This is a genomic window from Pedobacter sp. SG908, assembly GCF_011759615.1.
Lineage (GTDB): Bacteria > Bacteroidota > Bacteroidia > Sphingobacteriales > Sphingobacteriaceae > Pedobacter > Pedobacter riviphilus.
Genome location: NZ_JAAOYY010000002.1, coordinates 364,195 through 385,049 on the forward strand (window position 1 = coordinate 364,195; position 20,855 = coordinate 385,049).

19 protein-coding genes are annotated in these 20,855 nt (G+C 37.6%); 8 read left to right on the forward strand and 11 right to left on the reverse strand.

Annotated elements, in window-relative coordinates; all coding sequences use genetic code 11:
- Window positions 1–27 precede the first annotated feature (27 nt).
- The gene (locus FHT21_RS16525; protein WP_167295875.1) at window positions 28–549 is read left to right on the forward strand and encodes a 5'(3')-deoxyribonucleotidase; all 522 of its coding nucleotides are present in this window, start codon (window positions 28–30) and stop codon (window positions 547–549) included.
- 153 nt (window positions 550–702) lie between these two features.
- On the opposite strand, the gene FHT21_RS16530 is transcribed toward FHT21_RS16525, so the two are convergent.
- Window positions 703–3,765, reverse strand: a complete 3,063-nt coding sequence (locus tag FHT21_RS16530; RefSeq protein ID WP_167295876.1) for a VIT domain-containing protein — start codon at window positions 3,763–3,765, stop codon at window positions 703–705.
- A 173-nt stretch (window positions 3,766–3,938) separates the two neighbouring features.
- Here FHT21_RS16530 and FHT21_RS16535 point away from each other — a divergent pair, with 173 nt between their 5' ends.
- Complete coding sequence (locus FHT21_RS16535; RefSeq protein ID WP_025141635.1) at window positions 3,939–4,262, forward strand: heavy metal-binding domain-containing protein; 324 nt, start codon at window positions 3,939–3,941, stop codon at window positions 4,260–4,262.
- 84 nt (window positions 4,263–4,346) lie between these two features.
- Here the strand turns inward: FHT21_RS16535 and pfkA are convergent, their stop codons facing one another.
- The 4 genes from pfkA to FHT21_RS16555 form a co-directional block, all read right to left on the reverse strand.
- Window positions 4,347–5,330 carry a 6-phosphofructokinase gene (pfkA, locus tag FHT21_RS16540; protein WP_167295877.1) on the reverse strand — a complete coding sequence of 328 codons (984 nt, stop codon included), beginning with the start codon at window positions 5,328–5,330 and terminating at the stop codon, window positions 4,347–4,349.
- Window positions 5,323–7,017: a cytochrome c biogenesis protein CcdA gene (locus FHT21_RS16545; protein ID WP_167295878.1), complete on the reverse strand. Its 1,695-nt coding sequence runs from the start codon at window positions 7,015–7,017 to the stop codon at window positions 5,323–5,325. Before FHT21_RS16545 ends, pfkA begins: the two co-directional genes overlap by 8 nt.
- Window positions 7,018–7,165: 148 nt before the next feature.
- On the reverse strand, window positions 7,166–7,615 hold the full coding sequence (locus FHT21_RS16550) for a protein-disulfide reductase DsbD domain-containing protein (RefSeq protein WP_167295879.1): 450 nt from the start codon (window positions 7,613–7,615) through the stop codon (window positions 7,166–7,168).
- Window positions 7,616–7,622: 7 nt separating this feature from the next.
- Window positions 7,623–8,399 carry a biotin--[acetyl-CoA-carboxylase] ligase gene (locus FHT21_RS16555; RefSeq protein ID WP_167295880.1) on the reverse strand — a complete coding sequence of 259 codons (777 nt, stop codon included), beginning with the start codon at window positions 8,397–8,399 and terminating at the stop codon, window positions 7,623–7,625.
- 44 nt (window positions 8,400–8,443) lie between these two features.
- Between FHT21_RS16555 and rsfS the strand changes: the two genes are divergently transcribed.
- The 3 genes from rsfS (at window position 8,444) to FHT21_RS16570 (ending at window position 11,577) form a co-directional block, all read left to right on the forward strand.
- Window positions 8,444–8,818, forward strand: a complete 375-nt coding sequence (rsfS, locus tag FHT21_RS16560) for a ribosome silencing factor (RefSeq protein ID WP_057930976.1) — start codon at window positions 8,444–8,446, stop codon at window positions 8,816–8,818.
- A gap of 28 nt (window positions 8,819–8,846) precedes the next feature.
- Window positions 8,847–10,868: an ATP-dependent zinc metalloprotease FtsH gene (gene ftsH, locus FHT21_RS16565; RefSeq protein ID WP_167295881.1), complete on the forward strand. Its 2,022-nt coding sequence runs from the start codon at window positions 8,847–8,849 to the stop codon at window positions 10,866–10,868.
- A 64-nt stretch (window positions 10,869–10,932) separates the two neighbouring features.
- On the forward strand, window positions 10,933–11,577 hold the full coding sequence (locus FHT21_RS16570; RefSeq protein ID WP_167295882.1) for an LUD domain-containing protein: 645 nt from the start codon (window positions 10,933–10,935) through the stop codon (window positions 11,575–11,577).
- 12 nt (window positions 11,578–11,589) lie between these two features.
- Here FHT21_RS16570 and FHT21_RS16575 read toward each other — a convergent pair whose 3' ends face one another.
- Entirely contained in the window at window positions 11,590–12,315 is a 726-nt protein-coding gene (locus FHT21_RS16575) for a hypothetical protein (protein WP_167295883.1), read from the reverse strand.
- Window positions 12,316–12,710: 395 nt separating this feature from the next.
- Here FHT21_RS16575 and FHT21_RS16580 point away from each other — a divergent pair, with 395 nt between their 5' ends.
- From FHT21_RS16580 to FHT21_RS16590, 3 genes are all read left to right on the forward strand, one after another.
- Window positions 12,711–14,588 (forward strand): 7TM diverse intracellular signaling domain-containing protein, encoded by a 1,878-nt coding sequence (locus FHT21_RS16580; RefSeq protein WP_167295884.1) that lies wholly within the window; start codon window positions 12,711–12,713, stop codon window positions 14,586–14,588.
- 8 nt (window positions 14,589–14,596) lie between these two features.
- Entirely contained in the window at window positions 14,597–15,238 is a 642-nt protein-coding gene (locus FHT21_RS16585) for a response regulator transcription factor (protein WP_167295885.1), read from the forward strand.
- A 78-nt stretch (window positions 15,239–15,316) separates the two neighbouring features.
- Entirely contained in the window at window positions 15,317–16,393 is a 1,077-nt protein-coding gene (locus tag FHT21_RS16590; RefSeq protein ID WP_167295886.1) for a ketoacyl-ACP synthase III, read from the forward strand.
- Here FHT21_RS16590 and FHT21_RS16595 read toward each other — a convergent pair.
- From FHT21_RS16595 to FHT21_RS16615, 5 genes are all read right to left on the reverse strand, one after another.
- Window positions 16,390–17,877 carry a tetratricopeptide repeat protein gene (locus FHT21_RS16595; protein ID WP_167295887.1) on the reverse strand — a complete coding sequence of 496 codons (1,488 nt, stop codon included), beginning with the start codon at window positions 17,875–17,877 and terminating at the stop codon, window positions 16,390–16,392. The genes FHT21_RS16590 and FHT21_RS16595 overlap by 4 nt on opposite strands.
- A gap of 174 nt (window positions 17,878–18,051) precedes the next feature.
- A complete protein-coding gene (locus tag FHT21_RS16600) occupies window positions 18,052–18,795 on the reverse strand; it encodes a C4-type zinc ribbon domain-containing protein (protein WP_167295888.1) in 744 nt (247 codons plus the stop codon).
- Window positions 18,795–19,892 carry a Nif3-like dinuclear metal center hexameric protein gene (locus tag FHT21_RS16605; protein ID WP_167295889.1) on the reverse strand — a complete coding sequence of 366 codons (1,098 nt, stop codon included), beginning with the start codon at window positions 19,890–19,892 and terminating at the stop codon, window positions 18,795–18,797. The genes FHT21_RS16600 and FHT21_RS16605 overlap by 1 nt, the downstream gene beginning before the upstream one ends.
- A gap of 125 nt (window positions 19,893–20,017) precedes the next feature.
- On the reverse strand, window positions 20,018–20,404 hold the full coding sequence (locus FHT21_RS16610) for a TM2 domain-containing protein (protein WP_090497432.1): 387 nt from the start codon (window positions 20,402–20,404) through the stop codon (window positions 20,018–20,020).
- Window positions 20,405–20,409: 5 nt separating this feature from the next.
- On the reverse strand, window positions 20,410–20,712 hold the full coding sequence (locus FHT21_RS16615; protein WP_167295890.1) for a DUF2752 domain-containing protein: 303 nt from the start codon (window positions 20,710–20,712) through the stop codon (window positions 20,410–20,412).
- Window positions 20,713–20,855: the final 143 nt, after the last annotated feature.

Here is a 20,855-nt window from a genome sequence, read left to right on the forward strand (position 1 = left end):
TTACGCCAAAATATTTGCAGATACAAAATGGAGAGAATTGCGATTGATATGGACGAGGTGATTGCCGATGCCCTTGGAAAATTTATTAAACTATATAATCGAGACTTTAACATTCCTTTGGATTTAAAAATTGATGCCGGAAACGAAATCTACCACCATGTTCCACAAGCTATTAACCAGAAATGGTTCGAATATATAAATGAACCCGGTTTTTTTCGCGATCTTGAAGTTATTGCAGATAGCCAACGGGTAATTAAAGCTTTACAAGAAAAATATGATGTTTACATTGTTTCGGCAGCAATGGAGTTCCGTAACTCATTGGTTGATAAGTACGACTGGATGACCGAACATTTTCCTTTCATCGATTGGCAACATATCATGTTCTGCGGAAATAAAATCGTCAATGTTGATATTATAATAGACGACCGCATTAAAAACTTTGTGAATTTTGCAGGCAGGCCATTGTTATTTACCTCTCCTCATAATTTGTTAATAACCGAATACGAGCGCGTTAATAGCTGGGAAGAGGTAGCGGGCTTATTGCTATAAACACTTTCTTAAAGAAGTTCTTCGCCATATACGCTAACGCTTTTGTTCGAAAACTACGATTTTGGAATAACACAGCGTTGTCAACTTTCTAGCGGCTTGGCTATTAAAGTTGACAACTCAAATCTGTGAAACCTTTTAATCGGTGTAATCCCCTTAAAAATTAAACTCCCCAACAAAATTTCCGCCACCACTTCCAGCAGCCAATGGTAGTACAATTACCTTTCTTTGTTGTTTATCTGTCGCATATCGGGTATATATCTCGGCGGTTACGGTTGTTGGTCCGCTAATATTAATCTGCCTATCGCCATAATAATTCACTTCGATTTTATACTTTCCCTTAATAGCCTTCTTGATCATAAACTGTTCGGGGCCATAACCTGAAGTAAAATCGTTGCTAATCCTCCCGCCTATTTTTGTTCTCGAATTTCCATAAAATCCTTTTTCACCAGTTGGATCGGTTAGCCATAGATCGATATCAGTATCATTTTTATTCCAGTTTAACACTACGCGTACATCTACAGGTAATGGCTGGATTAACCTTTTATCAATCTCTTTGGTACTTAGGTTATTGCCATGCTTTGCTATCAAGTTATTGATTTCGGATATCACAATCTCCTCGATTCCTTGATCTCTATCCGCAATCTGGCTGTTATAACTTTGCGTAAGCACTTTATACAAATTATCAAGTGCGGCTTGGTACTGCCCATTGTCTGCCAGTGCCAGCGCATAATCGCGATAACTTTGAGCATCCATTGGTCGCCACTGCAAAACTTTTTGGGTGATAAAAATCTCATCCTTATAATTACCCGTTTGTTTTAATTTGTAAGCCAGTGTTTTGTACAGATCAGCATTTTCCAACTCCAGATCGGCAATATTACTTAAAATGGTCAGCGCCCTAACACTATCTTTCTGTTGATAAAACCAATTGGCCACATCGAAATAAAACATTGGTGTACTCATGTAACCAGAACGCATTTTTAAATAAGCCTGATAAGCACTATCTGGTTTTCCAACCAGATTTTTCATATAATCCTTATCACTTTTGAATTCGGGGATCATGATAGCTGGTTGTTGGGGAGCCGGCGTGGTTTTTGACACTTGAACCCCTGCAGCTTTGCCCTCAAGAAAACCACTTGAAGCAGTCCCCCTAATGGTTGTGACCGATCCGGTAACAGCACTTTTTTGTTGAGTGGCATAACCGACAACGACCACTTCATTTAGTTGATTCGTTTCTTTATCCATTCTTGCAGCCCCGGTAGCAGGGGCAAGAGCTACCGCTTGTGGCAAAGATGGAACGACCATTTCAGCCGCTTTCGCAACTTCTCTTCTCCGGCTCTCTCTGGCAGGTTCGGCCATTACAATATTAGCACCAGGATCTCCATGCGCATCCCTTTGTTCCGGATCAGGGTATCTCTCTTTCGTCTTTCCTTGTGCTTTATAGTAAAAATCAGTATTCCACCAGTTTTTTAAATCTTTGGTCATAACTACCGCCGCATTGATCAAATCTTGTTTACGCTCTAAAATAGCGGCTCTTCGCTGCTTTAAAACCGCATTATAGGCCTGTTGCAATTCAATAGGAGGTGCAATATCATAACGCAAATAATCATCAAGGTTTTCTAATACAATGAGGCTGGTATTGCGGGTAACTATACCAAACTGTTTGCTCAGAACACTAATACCATCCTTATTATCTTCATATTGAATATCCATTTCGGCAATCTTCTTCTGTGCCCAAACACGGCTAACATCAATACTGCTTAAAGTATGTTCAGTGGCGTTTAATCGAACAACTTGTTCTGAAACAACCGTATTTCCAAAACCAAACTGTAACGTAAATTGGGTATTAAACTCATTCATAATACCGGCTAAAGAGAAATGTCCATTTACATTTACTTTCATCGAGGGATAAGTCTGCCTTACATCTGCTCCGTTTTTAATCCCTAAAAACTGAAGATTTTGCTGGTTCAATTGTTTAAATGCCTCGGCAACTGAAGTGGAATTGAGGTTTACAAATTGCCCACCAGTTTTCATACTGATAAATTTCAATGTACTATAATCTGCCTTAAGGGCTGAATTGATACAATGCACAGGTTTATTTAAACTAACCGTATTTTTCCCGAATGTAGATAACCCATCGGTAAATAAAATATATTCATCGGCCTGCAGACTTTTGGTGTTTATAGCACTGAAATTTGTTCCTCCATCATATACAAGATTCTTCAGTTTATCTTTTAACTGTGTCCAGTTACCATTCGAGATAACAAAAGTGCCAGCCTTTTTAAAACCATTATTAACTAAGCCTAACTGTATGGTTAAATTTTGTTTTTGTTTAATAATCAAATCTAACAGTTCTATTTCTTTCTCGGTATTGCGCTGAAGGCCACTTAAAGAAACATCCCATATTAAACCTATTTGATTACTCCACTGTTTTTTCCGGCTTTCGGTTTTAGGAAAAACATTCACCAAAAAATAATACCCGGTTGATGCTTTTTGCATTTGCACCTCAGTTAGATCATTTCGTTTTGGCAGATTAATTGTCAGTCCGTTTTTAGGTTGATAATTAGTTTTATTGATCTCTCCAACATAGGTATTCCCATTAGCCTTTAAATCGAAGCTGCCATCGGGCTGTTCGCCAAGCTCTGGCTTCATAACGCTCTCGAAAACAGTCGTTTTTAGCGTAAAGTTTTCGATTGCCTGGTTGTAATCGAGTGGTAAATGGTATTTTAAAGCATGGTTATTATTAAATCTCAGTTCTTCTTCATAACCAACAATTATGGTTCTGCTACCATTGGCCGGTAGCGGATAAATTCTGGTGCGGAAATTATTTCCCTCTACCTTCTCCAGCAAACCCGGATCAACTCTCCGCCGCTCAATACTTTCGAAAACCTCTGTTGCCTTAGCTTTTTCTACCGGAACGGCTTCTCGCATTTTCCCATTAATATCCAAAGCGTAACGGCTTATGCTAACACCTTCTGGCATTGGAAATGTGAGCTCACCTTCTAAAATACGATTACTGCTATTATGAAAGGTCATCGTCATCACCGTTGTGGCCACATTTCCTGTAATCTGCACATCAATATTTAGCTTTTTAAGTTTAACAACATCTTTTTGATCAGCAGTTACCGCCTGTTGCACTTTTAACACAGGCATTTGCGCACGAACAAAAAATACAACCAGTAATAAAGGGAAAAGGAGTAAGGTTTTAGATGGTTTCATAATCGTAATTTTAAATATTGATGCAAAAGCATTACCGATTACATAAATTTATTCAGGCAAAATGTATTTTACTTGATTTAACATGGGCCATTGATGAGTATAAAAGCGAACTGGCTTTTATAAAAAATGTAACATTTCGAAAAAAAAATGTTCTAATTATTAAAACTGAAGCTATGTTAGTAACTACAACGCCCACAGTTGAGGGCAGAAAAATTGTAAAATATATTGGTCTTGTTACCGGAGAAACAATTATTGGCGCAAATATTTTTAAAGATCTATTTGCCGGAATAACAGATATAGTAGGAGGTAGATCGAGTTCTTACGAACGCGTTTTAAGAGAGGGAAAAGATACTGCAGTGAACGAAATGCAGCAATATGCAGCCGCTCTTGGTGCAAATGCTATTGTTGGTGTTGATTTAGATTACGAGACTGTAGGCAGTGGAGGAAGCATGCTTATGGTAAGTGCCAATGGTACAGCTGTTATTTTAGAAGATTAAGAAATTTGCTTATTGCGAAACTAAGCAAAAACAAGAAAGTCTTTCCGGTGCGGGAAAGACTTTTCTTTTATATGCTATTTTCGTTTAAAACGAAAGGATGTCAATTAATTTAAGCCATTTAGAGCTCACTTTTTCTGCATTAATGTGCTTTATCGCATGATCAAAAGGGGTAAAAACGATTTCCCGGTTAATCTGACCTGCCATTACGCCACTTTCACCATTAATTAAGCCCTCAACCGCAGCTACACCTAAGCGGCTGGCCAATACGCGATCCATACAGGTAGGTTTGCCCCCGCGTTGAATATGGCCCAAAACAGAAACCTTTGTATCGTAATGCGGGTATTTTTCCTGCAAAATTTCGCCAACCTTAAATGCGCCACCAGTATCATCACCTTCAGCAACAATAATAATTTTCGATGCTTTATCTTTACGGCTATGTTCCAATTTATGCAAGATATCGTCTGCATTCATGTTTGCTTCAGGGATCATGATGGCTTCGGCACCAACGCCAATTCCACTTCTTAAAGCAATTAAGCCAGAGTCGCGGCCCATTACCTCTACAATAAAAAGCCTGTCGTGTGATTCAGCCGTATCTCTGATTTTATCTACTGCATCGATAACCGTATTAATGGCAGAGTCGTATCCAATAGTAAAATCGGTACCTGCTAAATCGTTATCAATGGTACCTGGTAGGCCCACAATCGGAAAATCGAACTCTTTAGAAAAAATATTGGCACCGGTAAATGTTCCATCACCACCAATTACAACCAAGGCATCAATTCCATTGGCTTTTAGGTTTTCGTAAGCTGTTTTTCTACCTTCTACGGTTTTGAATGCTTCGCTACGGGCCGTTTTTAAAATAGTACCTCCACGTTGAATAATATTCGCTACAGATTTGCGGTCCATAGGGATAAAATCATTGTGGATTAAGCCTTCGTAGCCACGGAGAAATCCTGTTACCTCAATGTCATAATAAATAGAGCCCCTAACTACAGCCCTGATTGCAGCGTTCATGCCTGGCGAATCGCCACCAGAGGTTAAAACACCAATGTTCTTAATCTTATTCATTTGTTTGTTTCTTAGCAAATTCTGATAACCCATTATCCAGATATTGCAAATATTTATCTATATCAAATTCTACTCCAATAGGAGGCGAAACTAATTCTTTTTCATCAGTACCCAAAAGTACATAATATGGTTGCGAAATGGTATTAAATCTTTCGGCCTGCAAATGTTTGAATTTTTTACCAACAGTGTTCACTTTTGTGCCTAAAATTTTAGAATCAAATTGTTCTGCGGCAGGTAAACTTGTTTTATCATCTGTATAAAGCGATACTACAATATAATCTTCTTTCAATTTTTTAAGTACTCTTGGATCTGACCAAACCCTGGCTTCCATTTCTCTGCAATTTACACATCCATGACCAGTGAAATCTAAAAACAATGGTTTTTTTACCTCTTTAGCATAAGCGAGTGCTTCCTGATAATCGAAAAACCCATCAATATTATGGGGAATATGCAAGAAATCAGCGTATTTACGTTTAGCGTGACTAGTTGCCGCAGCTTGGTTTGATCCACCGCCACTATCCTGTCCGATTATAAAATCCTGGGTAGAAAGCGGGGGCACCAGTGCACTCACTGCTTTTAAAGGGGCTCCCCATAAGCCAGGGATGAGATAAATGGCAAATACAAAAGTAGCTGTTGCAATAAACAACCTAGGCACCGATACATAAGGAAGGTCGCTATCATGAGAGAACTTAATTTTTCCCAATAAATAAACGCCCAAAATTAAGGCAAGTACAATCCATATGGCTAAGAATATCTCACGGTCCAGTATTCCCCAGTGATAGGCCAGATCGGCTGTTGAAAGGAACTTTAATGATAAACCCAATTCTAAGAAACCAAGGAAAACTTTAATTGAGTTTAACCATCCGCCAGATTTTGGCAAACCCGTCATTAAACTAGGGAAAATGGCAAACATCGTAAAAATTACAGCTAACGATAAGGAGAAGCCGAACATGACCACCACTGGTGTTAGCAAATCGGTATTAATGGCAACCAATGAGGTTCCGATTAGTGGTCCGGTACACGAGAAAGAAACAACAGCTAAAGTTGCAGCCATAAAAAATATACCGCTTAAGCCTTTAGCATCTGATTTAGCATCGAGTTTATTCACAAATGAACTCGGCAGCGTAATTTCGAAAGCGCCCAAAAAAGATACGCCGAAAACAATTAATATAAGGAAGATGAAAATATTAAAAAATCCATCGGTCGATATTTCATTTAATGCACTAGCACCCCAGATCAAAGTAATAATTACGCCTAAGCCTACATAAATAACAATGATTGATAAGCCATAAATAACAGCACTCCTGATTCCTTTTGCTCTACTTTCTGCTCTTTTGGTAAAAAAACCAACAGTAAGCGGAACCATTGGGAAAATACATGGAAGGAAAAAAGCGGCAATACCCGCCAAAAGGCCTAAACCAAAAGTTACCCAAAGTGATTGTTTCGCAGCATCTTTGCCAGCTATCTTAGCTTTTTCTACTTTAGTCGTATCCTTTTTAAGGGTATCTTTTTCCGTTTTTACCTGCTTATTTGCAGCACTATCCTGTGCTGAACCTACTTCTGTAAAAACAATATCATCGGGAGGAGCAGTTGCCGTGGTATCTTGTGTTACAATGGCGTAACTCTTAACGGCTGGAAATGCAATAAACATTGTAGCCATTAACAACAATAATAAAACCTTTTTCATTTGTGTGTTTTGTGTGTGTATTTTGAAACCGTGAAATTAAGAATAATTTTAGAAACGATTTTTTTTTAACCACTACACCACGTAGATTTTACTTTAAAAAGAAACAGTCCCGAAAATTCGGGACTGTTTGTAAATATTTTGATGTCAACTATTTAACCGGAATGCTGAACTCAACTTCTTCTGGTGGAAGACACTGTTTATCATTACAAACCATAAACTCTACTACACCTTTAACTGCTGTAGTTGCTTTGTTTAGTTTAATTTTTTGCTGAAAAATTACCACTTTTTCGAAATAACTTACATTCATTTTAAATGTACTTTCGTATTTAACAATTGCTTTTGGCTCTATTGTTTTGCCAATAAGGCTAAAATCTTTAGATGGCGCAAAAGTAAAAGTAGTTTTTACCGGTCCTCCGTCTTTTACATTCTGAGAATAAATATGCCATCTGTCATCAATTGTAGCTTTTAAGTAGATGATAGCTTCCGTTTTACTTACTTTCTTTGCAGAGTAGGCCCAAGTAACAGGCTTTTCAATTTGGGCAAATGCACCAGCAATGGTAAAAAGTACCATCGAAAGCACCAGGGTGATTTTTTTCATTATGTGTTTATTTTGTGTGTGTAAATTCTATTTCTTTAAAGTTAAAGACTTTTAAGCCGTTTTTTGTACTAACGCTTAGTTTACCGCTGTCTTCAACTCCTTTAATAGTTCCTTCAAAAAACGCTCCATTTTGTATATACAACGCCGGAATGTTAAAGTTGTAAAGCCTTGAAAGGTAATCGTTTTGTAAAATACTATATTTTCCGGCCCTCAAAATTAAGTAGTATTTTTCCATAAATATGAACAATTTCTCCATAATATCCATTAAAGGGACATCTCTTTGTAAAATTTGAATGACGGAAGTAGCACGTTGGCTGATGTTATCTGAAAATTCTGATTGATTTATATTTAAACCAATGCCAATTACTGATGATTTAATAGAATTGCCTGTCAGTGTATTTTCGATTAATATCCCACCTAATTTCTTATTATGGTAATACATATCATTGGGCCATTTTACCTTTATCCCGTCCGGAACAAAACAAGATAAAGCATCACTAACGGCCAAACTAACGGCAATATTTAAATAAAACTGTTTATTGAGCGGCAAAAAAGAAGGCTTTAAATAAATGCTTGTACTGATATTTTTCCCTGCCTGGGTTTGCCAAACGCTTTCTTGCTGTCCTCTTCCGGCAAACTGATTATCTGCCATAATTACAGTCCCTTCGGCTAATGGCTCGGATTTTGACACCAAATCTTTTAAAAAGTTATTAGTAGAATCAACTTCTTTTAATTTGATTAAATTTTGACCAACAAATAATGTCGAAAAAGTGTTATTTTGCAAGTGTTGAATTTATAATATTGTAATTCCAAAATTAAAGCATTTTAATGGTAAAAAAGAAAATAGTAGCCCTTTCTACATACCTTTCGGAGTTAGCCGTTCACGGCATACAGGAGAAAAAAGGAGAAGATATAGTGCGGTTAGATCTTAGAAATATTCATACTTCAGTGGCTGATTACTTTATTATAGCGAGCGCCAACTCCGGTACTCAGGTAAAAGCTATTGCCGATAGTGTAGAAAAAGAAATATATAAAGCTACTCAGGCCGATCCAAGACATAAGGAAGGTTTCGAATCAGCAGATTGGATTATTCTTGATTATTTCGATGTGGTTGTGCACATTTTTAAAACCGAAAAGCGCCACTTTTATGGCATAGAAGAACTTTGGGGGGATGCAGAAAGCACAAATTATCAAAGCGCATAACCTAATAGAACCATTTTGACAAAGACAAATGAACGACAATCAAAATACCAACGAAAAACAGGGAAAAAGAATTCCAAACATCCCTAAAAAACCACAAAAAGGATCAAAATTTAATATTTTCTGGGTGTATGCGGCCATTATTATAGCCATTATTGCAGCACAGTTTTTATTTACTACCGACGGCGGTAAAGAGGTTACCTACCAAAAGTTTGAACAACAGATGTTACTTAAAGGTGACGTTCAGAAAGTTGTTGCCTATAAATCAGACGATTTAGTACGTGTAGAGGTTTACATTAAAAAAGACAGTTTAGACAAGAAGAAGCTTTATGATGCTTATAAAAGTAATAGCACTTTTAATGTAAACAGTAACAATGCTAGTCCTGTTGTATATTTTAATGCCGGAACGATGGATGGGCTGGATAAACAACTTGCCGATTCGCAAAAGGATCTTCCTGCTAACCAACCAAGGGTACTGGCAGAGAAAACCAGCCGCAGCAATCCGTTGGCTAGCTGGTTCTTAAGCATTATTTTACCAGTATTGCTTTTAATCGGTTTCTGGATTTTTATGATGCGCAGAATGGGCGGCGGTGCTGGCGGCGGCGGTCAGATCTTCAGTATTGGAAAATCAAAAGCAACTTTGTTTGATAAAGAAAGCCAGGTAAACATTACTTTCAACGATGTTGCAGGTTTAGAAGAAGCAAAAACAGAGGTAATGGAAATTGTAGATTTCCTTAAAAACCCTAAAAAATACACTGATCTGGGTGGAAAAATTCCTAAAGGTGCTTTACTTGTAGGTTCGCCTGGCACCGGTAAAACCTTATTGGCCAAAGCTGTTGCAGGTGAGGCCCAGGTTCCTTTCTTTTCTCTGTCAGGATCTGATTTTGTGGAGATGTTTGTAGGGGTAGGTGCATCTCGTGTACGTGATTTATTTAAACAGGCAAAAGATAAATCGCCTTGTATTATCTTTATTGATGAAATCGATGCTATTGGCCGTGCCCGTGGTAAAAATGGTGTAATGGGCGGAAATGATGAACGCGAAAACACCTTAAACCAGCTTTTGGTTGAAATGGATGGTTTTGGCACCAATACACATGTTATTATCTTAGCCGCAACCAACCGTGCTGATGTTTTAGATAAGGCGTTATTAAGGGCTGGTCGTTTCGACAGACAGATTTATGTTGATTTACCAGATGTTATAGAGCGTAAACAAATTTTCGAAGTCCATATTGCTCCGCTTAAAAAATCAGAAGAGCTTGATACCGAATTTTTAGCAAAACAAACTCCAGGATTCTCAGGAGCAGACATTGCCAATGTTTGTAACGAAGCGGCATTAATCGCAGCCCGTAAAAATAAATCGGCAGTTGATAAGCAAGATTTCTTAGACGCTGTAGATAGAATTGTAGGTGGTTTAGAAAAGAAAAACAAAATCATTACGCCAAGCGAAAAACGTGCTATTGCGATTCACGAGGCTGGTCACGCCACCGTAAGCTGGTTGTTAGAACACGCAGCGCCTTTAGTTAAGGTTACGATTGTTCCACGCGGACAGAGCTTAGGTGCTGCCTGGTACCTGCCTGAAGAACGCTTAATTGTTCGCCCTCACCAAATGCTCGATGAAATGTGTGCAACGATGGGTGGTAGGGCAGCTGAAAAAGTGATGTTCGATACTATTTCCACAGGTGCACTAAGCGATCTGGAAAAAGTAAATAAACAAGCGAGAGCAATGGTTACCATTTATGGTCTGAACGATAAATTAGGAAACATTACTTATTACGACTCATCGGGTCAGAACGAGTATAATTTCTCTAAACCATATTCAGAAGATACTGCTTTAACGATCGATAAAGAAATTTCGGCATTAATTGAGGGCCAATACCAAAGGGCAATTAGTTTATTAGAAGAAAACAAAGATAAATTAATCCAATTGGCCGACATCTTGATCGAAAAAGAAGTTTTATTCAAAGACGATTTAGAAGTGATTTTTGGTAAACGATTATTCGAAAACCAAGGAGAAAGCGGAACTCCCGGACATATTACTCCGGTAGAAGCATAAATAAATAATTTCTATTATTACATTTGCTACCCTAGTTTAATTATTAGGGTAGCTTTTTTTTATAATGAAGGATAATACGACAGCGAAAGAACAAATACTAAAAAAGATAAGGAAAGCACTATTGGAGAAGCGCGAAAACCCTTATCCTAATTTAGAAGAAAGCCCATTGTACAAAAAAAATACAGATGAGCTAGAGGTATTATTTGCCGAACAGCTTACGGCCATATCCGGTAACTTTATCTTCTGCGAAGACGGGATTGATTTTTTTGAAAATATGCTGCAGCTGGCCGATAAGTTTAAATGGCGAAAAATATACTGCTGGGAACCAGAACTTCAGCAGTTTTTAAGCAAATATGAATTTCCTTTTTACCAAACCGATAAAGATTTTGAACAGGCAGAGGTAGGTATTACCCTTTGCGAAGCCTTAATTGCCCGTAATGGAAGTGTAATGGTAACTAACCAAGGCGCCGCAGGAAGAAGGCTCAGCATCTTTCCACATCATCACATTGTAATTGCAAAAACAAGCCAACTGGTTTTGGATCTTAAAGATGCCTTTCAATTGTTGAAAAACAAGTATGGCAACCAGATCCCTTCCATGATCAGTAACATTACCGGCCCTAGCAGAACGGCCGATATTGAAAAGACATTAGTTTTAGGTGCACATGGACCTAAAGAGCTTTTTGTGTTTCTGATTGATGATTTTAGTTAATTGCAACATCAATTATTTGAGTGCGTATGCGCCTAAAATTGGACAACCATTTGCCGTTTTACAGTGAAATTGACTTAATCTTTCCAAAGGTTCAATGCCTGTTTGGGTTCCAATAAAAAATTCATCATAATAACCATTACTGCTATATACAGCATGCGGGGCATTGTATAAAACAAGATTTGAATATTTTTTAATATTGCTAATGCTCAGATCATTAACAATAACCTTTTGCAAACCCAACATATTGTATATTTCAGAGGCATTTTGTCCCTTGTTAAGTTTATCCACTCCCCGGTAAAAATAATTTGCATCGTATCCCATTTCCAATTGTTTGGCCCTGCACATTACAGCAAAACAAAATGCAGCATAATCACTAATTTTTTTTGAAATAGCATCAGTTTGCCTTTTAATAAAAAAATGTTTTTTTGCGAAATTTAACCTATCAAAAGAAAGTACAATGGTTTTATCATCTCTTCTTTTAATGTAAACCATTTTTGCCGTCGAGTCGGTTTTTACCCCTTTAAAAACACCATTAATTCCAAAAGTTCCTATTGATGCCTTTATGAGCGCCACCGAAGCGCAGTTACCTCCACCACCAAACCTGCTCAATATACCGGCAAAATGAACACGGTCTTGTTTAAATGCTTTATAAAGTTCTTGTGTGGTTACTTTTGTTATCTGGGCATTAACATGTGTATAACAAATAAATAAAATGATTATTGCAATGAGTTTTTTCATGATTCGTGTTTTAATTAATTAATAGGTTATTAGTTTAAAAGGAAACCATAAAATGATATAGGTGATAAAATTTAACCCATACTTATAAGCGTTTTCATTATCTGCCCCGTGATCTTTTCACCACCAACTTTCCAAGGGCATTTAACCAATATATATCATCAGGCGTATTCTCTCCTCAAAACATACGATTAGGCATTTGCCATCTGTACTATAAACAGGAGTCAAATAATAGCTAAGAAGTTTTTCATTTTTAAGTCGTTTAGTTTGATGTAAAAGTAATCGATAGCCTAAGTGATTTTATATACCCTTTACTCGGTATATTTAGTGTTTATTTTATATCTTATATTTATGAAATATTGATTGGCAGTTAAAGAATGTCACTAATTCTCTCATCAATGAACAAAGTTTTTTTTCTATTCTTATTTCTCCTATTTCAATTACAGGTATGCTTTGCGCAACAGGGCAACCCCATTTTAATAGATACGGCCAAAAAATTCAACATCAGTGAGCATGGGTATTTCTATGAGGACAAAAATTTAAACCTGAACATCGATTCTATTATAAAATATAAGCAGGCTGGCAAACTCACCCCACTAATACCAAGAAAAGTTTTTAGTAAAGGCTATACCCAATCTTATTACTGGGTTGCTTTTGATATAGAAAACACCCTAGAACAAGCAGTACACCTTATGTTTAAGGAGCAGAGTTCAAGCATTAACCAGCTTCAGCTGTTTAAAGTGGATGAGCTTGGGAAGATTTATCCGCTAGGCTTAACCGGCGATCATTTTCCTTTTAAACAACGTCCGTATCGCAATAGAAGCTTTATCTACCCAATAGTTCTTTTGCCCCATGAAAAAGCAACTTTCTATTTATGGGCTGATAAACGTGGGCAGAATATGTACATGCCGATGTCTATTGGGCGCGACGTTGATATTATTCAGGCAGAAATTCCACAACATACATTATTTGGATTTTATACTGGAATTTTTGTTTTTGCTGTAATATTTAACCTATTACTGTTTGCCTCTGTTAGAGATAATATCCACCTATATTATGCGATTTACATTTTCTGTACCTTAATTTTTATTTTGGAAGAAGAGGGCTTGGCTTTTCAATGGTTTTACCCAAACTTACCAGGTCTCCAGGATTATATGCGGTTAATTATGGCATCATTGAGCTGTGGTTTACTGATTCAGGTAATGCAACTATTTGTAAACCAGAATCAATCCAATAGTCGCTTATACCGCTTTACCAACTACTATAAGCGGTTCTGCTGGGCCATGTCGATTATACCAGTGTTTATGCTGTTCAAATCATTTATCATCTTAGAAAAAACCGTTTTTTATATCAACAATTTCCTGGCGCTGCTTACTGTTATCGTGATTATTGTATGTGTAGTTGAAAGGATCAGGGCAGGGTATAAGCTGGGTTGGTACTATTTTATTGCTACATTGATGTTGTTATTTGGCGTTTTCAATTATGTTTTTAATACGCTGGGGCTAACCAATTTTAACCTGCTAAAGCCAAATGGTTTAGTGGTGGGTTTAACAGCCGAAATCATTTTCCTTTCATTTGCATTAACACAGCGTTATAATTTTCTAAAAAAAGAAAAAGAAATCCTGCTGGAAGAAAAGAGTAAACATCAGGTAGATCTGGCAGATGGCATTTTTAATGCGCAGGAAGATGAAAGAACCCGGCTTGCCCGCGATCTGCACGATGATTTAGGCGGCACACTCTCCATTATTAAATTAAACATCACGGCCTTTCAACACAAGGTTTTAAAACTACCTGAAAATGAACGTGCATTTTATAATCAAACCATTAGCATGATCGAAAAGGCCTGTACCGATTTAAGGGAAATTTCGCATAATTTAATGCCTAAAAACTTTGAACAACTGGGCTTGATCGAAACGCTTAAAGAAAATTTTATTTCCTTAAACCATTCGGGTAAAATTGCTTTCGAATTTGTTTATCAAGTAGAACATCCCATCGAAAGCAACATGGAAATTACCATTTACCGTATCGTTAATGAATTGGTAAATAACATCAACAGGCACTCTTTGGCGACCAAAGCAACCATCCAGATGTTATCTTTTAATGAAGGGATCAATATTATGGCTGAAGACAATGGTATTGGCTTTAGTCAGGAAGAGGATAAAACGGGACTAGGCATGCAGAATATACGCTCAAGGGTAAACTATCTGAACGGGAAAATCCAGGTAGACAGTAATCCGAATGGTACAACAATCGCTATTGATATACCGCTGAAATAATGGACACGATGGAACAAAAACCGACCACATTAATGATCGCAGATGATCATAAACTGTTTGCCGAAGGATTATCGGCCATCCTTTCAGAACAGCCCAACTTTAAGGTTATTGGTACGGCGTCAAACGGAAAGGAAATCCTGCATCTGTTAAATCACCAAATACCCGATATTCTAATCCTTGATCTGAACATGCCTGTTTTAGATGGAGAAATTGCAGCCGAAAAAATAAGGCAACTATTTCCCTCGGTAAAAATTATGGTATTATCGATGTATTATACGGTTAAATTAGCAGCCAAACTAGAAAGTATAGGGGTAAAAGCTTTTGTTCAAAAAGATACCGATGCAGAAACGCTGTTTACAATTATATCCGATTTACAGTTAGGTGAAAAATATTTCCAGAAAACAAAACCCGATGTTCAGCCCTCAGTATTTAACGATGGAGATCATTTTCAAAAAAGCCACAATTTAACTACGAGAGAAATGGAAATCCTGCAATTGATCAGCGAAGACTACTCTTCCCAGCAAATTGCCCAAAAATTATTTATAGCTTTAAACACTGTTGATACGCACCGGAAAAACATGGCACAGAAGCTAAATGTAAGTGGGAAAGCAGGGTTATTAAAATTCGCAATAGAAAATAAGCTACGCTAAAATTTAATATATTTTCGATTATCGAATATAATTGATATTTTTATACTACATACCGTTTTAGTATGCGGTATTATAATTATGAGCAAAGTGATAAATACGGTAATTGCCGGAACTGGAAGTTACATTCCACAGAATATTATTTCCGGCAACGAATTCTTGAATTCTACATTTTTTGAGAATGGGAACCGGCTGGAAAAAGAGAACTCAGAGATTATTCATAAATTCTCTGAAATTACGGAAATCGTGGAACGGCGCTACGCATGCCCCGAGCAGTTAAGCAATCATATCGGCGCAAAGGCTGCAGAAAAAGCTATAGAAAACGCAGGTATTGATAAAGAAACCTTAGACTATATTATATTTTGTCATAATTTTGGCGACATCCCTTTGGGTAGCAACCGCATTGATATTTTACCGTCTTTAGCCTCAAAGGTAAAACAACAACTAGGTATTCAAAATCCAGACTGCGTTGCATACGACATCATTTTTGGTTGCCCAGGATGGGTGCAAGGTGCAATACAGGCAGATTATTATATTAAAAGCGGAGATGCAAAACGTGTTATGGTTATTGGTGCAGAAACCTTAAGCCGCATTATCGATCCACATGACCGTGATAGCATGATATTTTCTGATGGTGCCGGAGCTGTAATCTTTGAAGCCGAAGAGTCAGAAGAAAAAAGAGGAATATTAGCCCATAAAACAGAAACGCACGCCGTAAACCATGGTAATTTACTCACTATGGGCAAAGGATCGCATCCTGATGAAACCAGTGGAAACTTTTACCTGAAAATGAATGGACGTAAACTATACGAGTTTGCGGTAGTCCAGGTGCCACAGGTCATTAAAAAAGCCATCGATAAAGCAGGCCTAAGTGTTGAAGATATAAATATTGTATTCGTTCACCAGGCCAATGGCAAAATGGATACCGCCATCATGAAACGTCTGTTCAAACTTTATGGAAAAGATACAGTGCCCGAAAACTTAGTCCCAATGACGATTTCATGGTTAGGAAACAGTTCGGTTGCCACTATACCTACCTTGTTAGACCTGGTATTAAAAGGTGAAGTTAAAGGCTATAAAGTTAAGCCTGGCGATGTAGCTGTTTTTGCATCTGTAGGAGCTGGCATGCACATTAATGCTTTTATACACCGTTTCTAATTGGCTAACCGTTTTAAACCGGCCCTAGCCTGGCTTTCAATACTGCTTTCAAACTCATGATTTTTCATGGCAATGGCAGTATTGAAAGCCTCTTTTGCTTTCGCAATATTTTTCCTTCTTTCATAAACCTTGCCCATCTGCACAGCAGCGTTTGCAGCAAAATAATATTTCAGGTTTTTTCCTTCGTTAATCGTCTCTTGATAAGCTGCTAACGCTTGATCATCTTTCCCTAAATCATCATAAATTCTGCCCAAACGGTAATTTAATTCCGTTTTGTCTTTATCGTTGCTATAATCCGTTACTTTCTTATCTGCAAGGATCTGCAGGGCCCTGTTTAAATAACCGCCATCAAACAACAGTCTGGCTTTTAAAAGATCAATGGTTGGCGTTCCTGAAGCAGCTTCGGCTTTAGCCTGCTTATCTTTTTCCATGTAGGTGTATCCGTTTTTAACTGCCTTTGCTGCAAATGCCCCATATCCTTCTTTATCTCCCTTCAGAAGAGCGATCCAGCCTAAATGAAGGTAAGCGTCCTTTACAAAATTAACGCCTTTCGTCGTCTGCAAAAAGCGGTTAAAATGAGCTGCCGCATTAAAGTCTAGTTTGTTCAGATGAGCAATACCCTCCAGATAATCTAAATAAGGAAAAGGTTGGTATACTCCTCCCTCTGGCCGCTTTGCCAAAATAGCAATAGCTTCTTCGCTATGTCCGTTTTTAATGCATACATAACTCTGCAAATAACTTTTTAATAAGCTGGTATCGGCAATCCGTTCGGTATATTTTATGGTTTTTGCATATGCCTGTGGGCTATGTGCCACATCGGTTAATACATAGGCATAGTAAAACACTACTTCCTCGTAAAAAGGCTCGTAGGAAGATTTTGGTAGGTTGTCGGCCAGTTTTTCGAACATATTTAATCCGTTCTGAAGATTTCCTTTAATTCCAAAAGTAGATAGTGCTGTTTTTAAAGCTCCATCCGGAAGATTGCCCAGAACAGCATTAATCAGCCCCAAGCCTTTCAAATTAAGGTGAAAATTGGGGAACTTCTTATTGTTTTCCTGCAAAAGGCTGTTGGCTTTTTTTACTTCCATTGCGGCATTAAAATATTCACCAAAGCGCCCACGGATTAGCGCCCATTGCAAATTAATTTCTGCCTGTGCGTAAAGATAATAGGGAGAGCTTTTATCGTCATCACTTATTTGATCTAAGCGTGCAGATTTATTAACCTTCAAACGGTCGAAATCGGCTTTACTCTCAGAAGTTAAAACCGTAAAATAATCTACATAATTTTCTAAAAGCGGAATAATGGAATTATTGGGATGTTGTTTTTTCTCTGTAGAGATATAAGCCTTCGCATTGCCTAACTTAAGTTCGAATATACTTTTATAAGCATTTAAGCAATTGTTGTTAAAGTCGAAATTTGCAAATAAGGATGCTGGAAGCAGGAGAAGAGCAGAAAACGCAAAAACAAAGAAGATTTTAGTCATTCGGGAATATATTTCAGTTTGATCCTGCACTAGAGCAGTAGTAGTTCACATTTAAACAAATATCTACATTAAACGTTAAAATTATATTCTTGTTTTGTGTATACGCCAGAAAATTGGCCTAAACAAAAAACGTCCCGGTTTAATCGGGACGTTCTAATAATTTTATGATGCGAATTAAGCTTCTGCTACTTCGTGCGTTAAAGCTTCATCAACCAAAATACGACCGCAGTGTTCGCAAACGATAATTTTTTTACGTTGGCGGATATCTAACTGACGTTGTGGTGGAATCTGGTTAAAACAACCCGAGCAAGAATCCCGATCGATTGTTACTACTGCTAAACCGTTTACTGCATTTTTGCGTAATCGTTTGTAGGCAACCAATAAACGCTCCTCAATCAGTGGCTCGGCTTTATCAGCTTTCTTTTGTAAATCCTGTTCTTCTTTTTCAGTTTCAGCAGTAATTACATCAAGTTCACCTTTTTTAACTTCTAAATCTTTCTTTCTGCCATCTAACTCCGCTTTAGCGGCTTCATAGATTTCAGTTTTAGAAGCGATTTCGAAACCGTGTTCTTTAATTTTCTTTTCAGAAACCTGAATATCTAAACCTTGAATCTCAATTTCTTTCGTTAAAGCATCGTATTCACGGTTGTTTTTAACTTCTTTTAATTGAGAATCGTATCTTTTGATGGCAGCTTGCGCATCTTTAATTGTATTTTTACGCGTTACGATTGAATCCTCCAGATCATCAAGTTCTCCTTTGATTTTTGCAATTCTAGTTTCTAATCCTAAAACGTCATCCTCAAGATCGGCAACTTCCATTGGTAATTCACCACGTACCTGGCGGATCTTATCAATTTTTGTGTGGATATTTTGTAATTCGTATAAAGCCTTTAGCTTTTGTTCTACGGTTTGTTCCATTAAAACAAGTAATTTATGGGGTTTGTATTTTGCTCCGTTAAACGGATTGCAAAGTTAGTAAATTTTTTCTGAATAATTTCAAGCAATAAATTTGAGGTAAATTGTTCAGTTTCAAAGTGTCCGATGTCAGCAATGATCAATTTTTCCTCAGCATCAAAAAACTCGTGATATTTAAAATCTGCGGTAATAAAAGCATCTGCTCCGGCAGCAATAGCTTCTTTTAACAGGAAGCTTCCGGAACCGCCGCAAACCGCCACTTTTTTGATTCTTTTGCCAATTACTTCCGTATGTCTAACCACTTTAGCCTGCATTCTATCTTTTACCAGGTGCAGAAAATCGTAGGCATCCATATCGTATTCCAGCCAGCCTACCATGCCCGAACCAACCAATTGGTGTTTATTTTCGAGTTTGTAAATATCGTAGGCCACTTCCTCATAAGGATGGTTCTCGAACAAAGCAACCAAAATTTTGCGTTCAGATTGTGTAGGATAAACCATTTCAATCCGCACTTCGGCCTCGCGGTGGCGAACACCTCTTTCACCTACAAAAGGATCAGCATCTTCGTTGCCTTTAAAGGTGCCAAAGCCATCGGCATTGAAACTGCACTCACTATAGTTGCCAATATTGCCTGCACCCGCATAAAATAGTGCCGATCGTAATTGCTCTGCCTGGGCCTGCGGGCAATAGGTAACCAGTTTTTTCAACAAACCAGCTTTTGGCGATAGCACTTTCGTTCCAGTTAAACCCAAACGCGCACAAATCATCGCATTTACACCGGTATGGATACTATCAAGATTGGTGTGGATAGCATAAAGTGCAATATTATTCCTGATTGCCTTTAATACTACACGCTCTACGTAATTTTTGCCGTTAAGCTTTTTCAAACCTTTAAAAACGATGGGGTGATGGGTAATAATCAGATTGCAGCCTGTTGAAATCGCTTCATCTACAATTTTTTCTAAGCAATCTAAAGCTACCAAAGCACCATGAACCTCCATATTCGGATCGCCTACAATCAAACCAGCATTATCATAATCTTCCTGATAATTAAGCGGCGCTATGCTTTCTAAATAATTGGTAATTTCAGCTAATTTCATTTTATAAATATAGAAATTTCATTGTTTTCTTTTTCTGTCAATGCTGAGGTACGACACTTCATTTAACAGAAAAAATCCGCATCCAATTTATTTGGATACGGATGTAAATATCAAGATTAGTTATCCTAGAATTTTCCTGCCTGCTGGAATCCACCGCCCATTCTTACCATCTGTAAGCTTTCGAAAACCATTTTCTGGTTATGTTCAAAAGCGAGTGTTTTGTGATTTACCACATCGATAATCGATCCGATAAAACATAAACCTGCGGTTAGGAGGTATAAAATACCCATTCCGATCTGACCGATGATAAACCTTTGTAAACCTGGAACAGCAAACAGTCCGATTAAGCAGAAAATCAACATGTCAGATGGATTTTTTCTTTTACTGCTATAAACCATCAAGAAATTACGCAACTGCTCTTCAGTTAAACCTGTTGTTGCTTGTTGTAAATATGAGTATTCCTCTGGTGTTATACCTGGTAACGACATTAGAGGTGATTGAAATATATCCATGGTTTCTATGTATTTGTAGTTGAAATTTTAAACTTATTTTTATTTTTTATCAATGTGTAAATTCTATAAACTATAATCAAAAGTGCCGGAAACCCAAACCAATGTTCGGAAAAGCTTTCGGTAAACTCGCCATGTAAAATATGACTGATTGACCTGCCTATGCCACATCCCGGACACCAATCCTGAAAGCCCAAATTGGCTAGCGGACAAAGCGTGAAGTGATGTTCGTGGCCATTCGCTGTTGCCAATAACACTAATGCTGTTACCCAGAAAACCAGTTCTAAAGGAAAGCGCTTAATGTTGTTCATTGTTTCACTTTTTATATAATTTAGAGGTCATAGCCCCCCCTTTGTTACATCAATTTGCCCTTAATCGACGAAAGGGGGATATATTTCGACCAAACTTGCGATACAATCTAAGAATAAGTGGTTGTTTATTTCCCAAAATTGTT